This is a genomic window from Ruminococcus bromii, assembly GCF_002834225.1.
Taxonomy (GTDB): domain Bacteria; phylum Bacillota; class Clostridia; order Oscillospirales; family Acutalibacteraceae; genus Ruminococcoides; species Ruminococcoides bromii.
Map to the genome: position 1 here is coordinate 1 of NZ_NNSR01000050.1, position 5,442 is coordinate 5,442.

A 5,442-nucleotide genomic window follows, 5' to 3' on the forward strand; every position below is an offset into this window, starting at 1 on the left:
ATTAGTTAAATTCATATTGGAATGACCAATCGGGTTAAAGTATATACTACACAGCTGACCAAAGAAATCTTGTGGTCAAGCCCTCGACCTATTAGTACTGCCAAGCTGAATGCCTCACGGCACTTACACACGCAGCCTATCAACCTCGTAGTCTTCAAGGGGTCTTACTCGTTATACGATGGGATATCTAATCTTGGAGTCGGCTTCACGCTTAGATGCTTTCAGCGTTTATCCGTTCCGTACATAGCTGCCCAGCCGTGCCATTGGCATGACAACTGGTGCACCAGAGGTACGTCCATCCCGGTCCTCTCGTACTAAGGACAGAGCTCCTCAAATATCCTGCGCCCACGACAGATAGGGACCGAACTGTCTCGCGACGTTCTGAACCCAGCTCGCGTACCACTTTAATCGGCGAACAGCCGAACCCTTGGGACCGAATACAGCCCCAGGATGTGATGAGCCGACATCGAGGTGCCAAACCTCCCCGTCGATGTGGACTCTTGGGGGAGATCAGCCTGTTATCCCCAGGGTAGCTTTTATCCGTTGAGCGACGGCATTTCCATTCACATACCGCCGGATCACTAACTCCAACTTTCGTTACTGCTCGGGCCGTCACCCTCGCAGTTAGGCTAGCTTTTGCGTTTACACTCAGAGGCACGGTTTCCGTCCGTGCTGAGCTAACCTTTGAGCGCCTCCGTTACCTTTTCGGAGGCGACCGCCCCAGTCAAACTGCCCACCTGACAATGTCCCCCGACCGGTTTCACGGCCGCAGGTTAGAATTCCAGAAACCTAAGGGCGGTATCCCAACATCGACTCCACACAAGCTGACGCTCATGTTTCCCAGTCTCCCGCCTATCCTGTACATAGATTTCCGAAACCCAATATCAGGCTACAGTAAAGCTCCATGGGGTCTTTCCGTCTTGCCGCAGGTAACCGGCATCTTCACCGGTACTACAATTTCGCCGGGTGGGTAGTTGAGACAGTGCCCAGATCGTTACACCATTCGTGCGGGTCGGAACTTACCCGACAAGGAATTTCGCTACCTTAGGACCGTTATAGTTACGGCCGCCGTTTACCGGGGCTTCAATTCGGAGCTCTCACTCCTCCTCTTAACCTTCCGGCACCGGGCAGGTGTCAGCCCCTATACTTCATCTTTCGATTTGGCAGAGACCTGTGTTTTTGCTAAACAGTCGCCTGGGCCTATTCTCTGCGGCTCTTTCGAGCACTCCTTATTCCGAAGTTACGGAGTCAATTTGCCGAGTTCCTTAACTACCCTTCTCCCGCTGGCCTTAGAATTCTCTTCCTGTCCACCTGTGTCGGTTTGCGGTACGGGCATCTGCTTCTATACGCAAAGCTTTTCTCGCCTTCAGCCAAGTGTGCTTCCCTACTCTAATTTCGGTCCCTTACGCCCGGGTCAACCAACGCCCGGGTCACACCCTTTTGAAGTGTCCCTTTGCTTAAATTACAGATGGTTACGGAATATCAACCGTATGTGCATCGGCTACGCCTTTCGGCCTGACCTTAGCTCCCGACTTACTTGGAGCGGACGAACCTTCCTCCAAAAACCTTAGACTTTCGGCCATTAAGATTCTCACTTAATTCTCGCTACTTATTCCGGCATTCTCACTTCTGTATAGTCCACCGCCGCTTTCGCTACGACTTCTCCCCATACAGAACGCTCTCCTACCATACATTAGATGTATCCCAAGCTTCGGTGTATAGTTTAGCCCCGTTAAATTTTCGGCGCAGAGTCACTCGACCAGTGAGCTATTACGCACTCTTTTAATGAGTGGCTGCTTCTAAGCCAACATCCTGGTTGTCTGTGCAATTCCACATCCTTTTCCACTTAACTATACTTGGGGACCTTAGCTGTGGGTCTGGGCTGTTTCCCTTTTGACAATGAAACTTATCTCCCACTGTCTGACTCCTGAAAAACGATTATCCGGCATTCTTAGTTTGATAAGGTTCAGTAACCTCTCGGCCCCTAGCCAATTCAGTGCTTTACCTCCGGTAATCTATTTCAAGGCTAGCCCTAAAGCTATTTCGGAGAGAACCAGCTATCTCCGGGTTCGATTGGAATTTCTCCGCTACCCACAGTTCATCCGCTACCATTTCAACGGGAGTCGGTTCGGTCCTCCATAAAGTTTTACCTTTACTTCAACCTGACCATGGGTAGGTCACCCGGTTTCGGGTCGAATACAACCGACTTCATACGCCCTTTTCAGACTTGCTCTCGCTGCGGCTTCACACCTTAAGTGCTTAACCTCGCCGGTTACATTCACTCGCCGGACCATTCTACAAAAGGTACCCGATCGCTCTTTGATGAGCTTTCGGTGCTTGTAAACACAAGGTTTCAGGTTCTTTTTCACTCCCCGTCAGGGGTACTTTTCACCTTTCCTTCACAGTACTTCTTCACTATCGGTCACCGAGTAGTATTTAGGCTTGGAGGATGGTCCCCCCGTATTCCCACCGGGTTTCACGTGTCCGGCGGTACTCTGGATACAGATGGCTGTTCAGGCTTTTCGTGTACAGGACTCTCACCTTCTTCGGTTGGACTTCCCATTCCATTCCACTAAACCTTTACAATACCGTTTTCTGTCCGAACCCCGAAAGTATTACTACTCTCGGTTTGGCCTCTTCCGCGTTCGCTCGCCACTACTTACGGAATCTCAGTTGATTTCTCTTCCTCGCCCTACTTAGATGTTTCAGTTCAGGCGGTTCCCCTCATATACCTATGTATTCAGTATATGATGACAAGACTTTCCTCTTGCCGGATTGCTCCATTCGGAAATCTGCGGATCAAAGCCCACTTACGGCTCCCCGCAGCTTATCGCAGTTAGTCACGTCCTTCTTCGGCTCTCGGTGCCAAGGCATTCCCCTTGTGCTCTTTGTAGCTTGACCATTATGAGATATCTTTGGTTCTTCTTTTTCTTGTAATGTTAATTACTCTTTTCGCAGTTTAATAAGCCTTTAGTTTATTTATAACTAATCTTCTTATTACCCTTAAGCTTAATTGTAGTATTTTTTACCTATGGTTTACGCATTCAAATTATCATTTGAGTTTGTTTACCTGTATAACTAATACTTTTCTCGCTTTATCTGCTTCTTTATTCAGTTTTCAAGGTGCTTTTTAGAAGAGATTTTAGACTTGATGATGTCAAGCCTCGTTGTTCTTCGCTTCTCCTCAAATAACTCCCACTCGTCTAATATGTTTCAATCACTTGCGTGATTTTCACATCTTAGTCCTCGCCGGTCGTTATTTTCGGGCTCCGAACCTCGGCTCTTCTATATGGTGGGCTTAAGTGGACTCGAACCACCGACCTCACGCTTATCAGGCGTGCGCTCTAACCGGCTGAGCTATAAGCCCATATTGGTTTGGCTCGTTATTTCTTAAGCCGTATTTTTAAGAATAGCTGTTGCTTGATGATGTCAAGCCTCGTTGTTCTTTGCTTCTCCTCAAATAACTCCCACTCGTCTAATATATTTCAATCACTTGCGTGATTTTCATATCTTAGTCCTCGCCGGTCGTTATTTTCGGGCTACGAACCTCGGCTATTCTTAATGGTGGAGATAAGCGGGATCGAACCGCTGACCCCCTGCTTGCAAAGCAGGTGCTCTCCCAGCTGAGCTATACCCCCGTATATCTCGGGCAGGACCCTGAAAATTAAACAACGAGTTTTGAAAAGAAATCTTTCGTAATGCTGACCTTGGAATTTAAACCAGCTTGTTTCATCTGATTTGGTCTCCATAGAAAGGAGGTGATCCAGCCGCACCTTCCGATACGGCTACCTTGTTACGACTTCACCCCAGTCGCCAATCCTACCTTCGGCAGCGTCCTCACGAGGTTGGACTACTGACTTCGGGTATTACCGGCTCCCATGGTGTGACGGGCGGTGTGTACAAGGCCCGGGAACGTATTCACCGCGGCATTCTGATCCGCGATTACTAGCAATTCCATCTTCATGCAGGCGGGTTGCAGCCTGCAATCTGAACTGAGAATGTTTTTAGGGGTTTGCTCCACATCACTGTCTTGCTTCCCTCTGTTAACATCCATTGTAGTACGTGTGTAGCCCAGGTCATAAGGGGCATGATGATTTGACGTCGTCCCCACCTTCCTCCGTTTTGTCAACGGCAGTCCTATTAGAGTGCTCTTGCGTAGCAACTAATAGCAAGGGTTGCGCTCGTTGCGGGACTTAACCCAACATCTCACGACACGAGCTGACGACAACCATGCACCACCTGTCTCAACTTTCCCCGAAGGGCACCTAATGTATCTCTACTTCGTTAGTTGGATGTCAAGACCTGGTAAGGTTCTTCGCGTTGCTTCGAATTAAACCACATACTCCACTGCTTGTGCGGGCCCCCGTCAATTCCTTTGAGTTTCAACCTTGCGGCCGTACTCCCCAGGTGGATTACTTATTGTGTTAACTCCGGCACGGAAGGGGTCAGACCCCCCACACCTAGTAATCATCGTTTACAGCGTGGACTACCAGGGTATCTAATCCTGTTTGCTACCCACGCTTTCGTGCCTCAGCGTCAGTTAAAGCCCAGCAGGCCGCCTTCGCCACTGGTGTTCCTCCCCATCTCTACGCATTTCACCGCTACACGGGGAATTCCGCCTGCCTCTACTTCACTCAAGCTCTACAGTTTCAAATGCAGTTTATGGGTTGAGCCCATAGATTTCACATCTGACTTGCAAAGCCGCCTACGCACCCTTTACACCCAGTAAATCCGGACAACGCTTGCTCCCTACGTATTACCGCGGCTGCTGGCACGTAGTTAGCCGGAGCTTATTCATTAAGTACCGTCATTTTTCGTCCTTAATAAAAGAAGTTTACAATCCGAAAACCTTCATCCTTCACGCGGCGTTGCTGCGTCAGGGTTGCCCCCATTGCGCAATATCCCCCACTGCTGCCTCCCGTAGGAGTCTGGGCCGTGTCTCAGTCCCAATGTGGCCGTTCAACCTCTCAGTCCGGCTACCGATCGCGGTCTTGGTGAGCCGTTACCTCACCAACTAACTAATCGGACGCGAGTCCATCTTCAAGCGATAAAATCTTTGATATCAGAACCATGTGGTTCCGATATGTCATGCGGTATTAGCATTCTTTTCAGAATGTTATCCCCCTCTTGAAGGCAGGTTACTCACGCGTTACTCACCCGTCCGCCACTAAACTAAATCAAATTCATTCCGAAGAAATCTTTCAAAACAGTTCCGTTCGACTTGCATGTGTTAGGCACGCCGCCAGCGTTCGTCCTGAGCCAGGATCAAACTCTCTAAAATTTGTATCTCAACAGCCTTTCAGCTGTTCAAATCAATTTCAGAGCTTTAATCGCTCATTGACGAATATGTCACTGACTATATCCGTAATTCCTGATGCTTTTTAGTGTACATCTCACTGTAATTCTTTGAGCTTTCCTCAAAGTCATTACGGGTTTCTTTAC

2 tRNA genes and 2 rRNA genes are annotated in these 5,442 nt (G+C 48.8%); all 4 read right to left on the minus strand.

Annotation, left to right across the window (positions count from 1 at the left end):
• Positions 1-71: 71 nt before the first annotated feature.
• Positions 72-2,901: ribosomal RNA gene (locus tag RBATCC27255_RS05565) — 23S ribosomal RNA — on the minus strand.
• Between the two features lie 389 nt (positions 2,902-3,290).
• Positions 3,291-3,367: transfer RNA gene (locus tag RBATCC27255_RS05570), tRNA-Ile, on the minus strand.
• A 195-nt stretch (positions 3,368-3,562) separates the two neighbouring features.
• Positions 3,563-3,638: transfer RNA gene (locus tag RBATCC27255_RS05575), tRNA-Ala, on the minus strand.
• 113 nt (positions 3,639-3,751) lie between these two features.
• A 16S ribosomal RNA gene (locus tag RBATCC27255_RS05580) occupies positions 3,752-5,281 on the minus strand.
• The 16S and 23S rRNA genes sit together here with 2 tRNA genes alongside, the layout of an rRNA operon.
• Positions 5,282-5,442 lie beyond the last annotated feature (161 nt).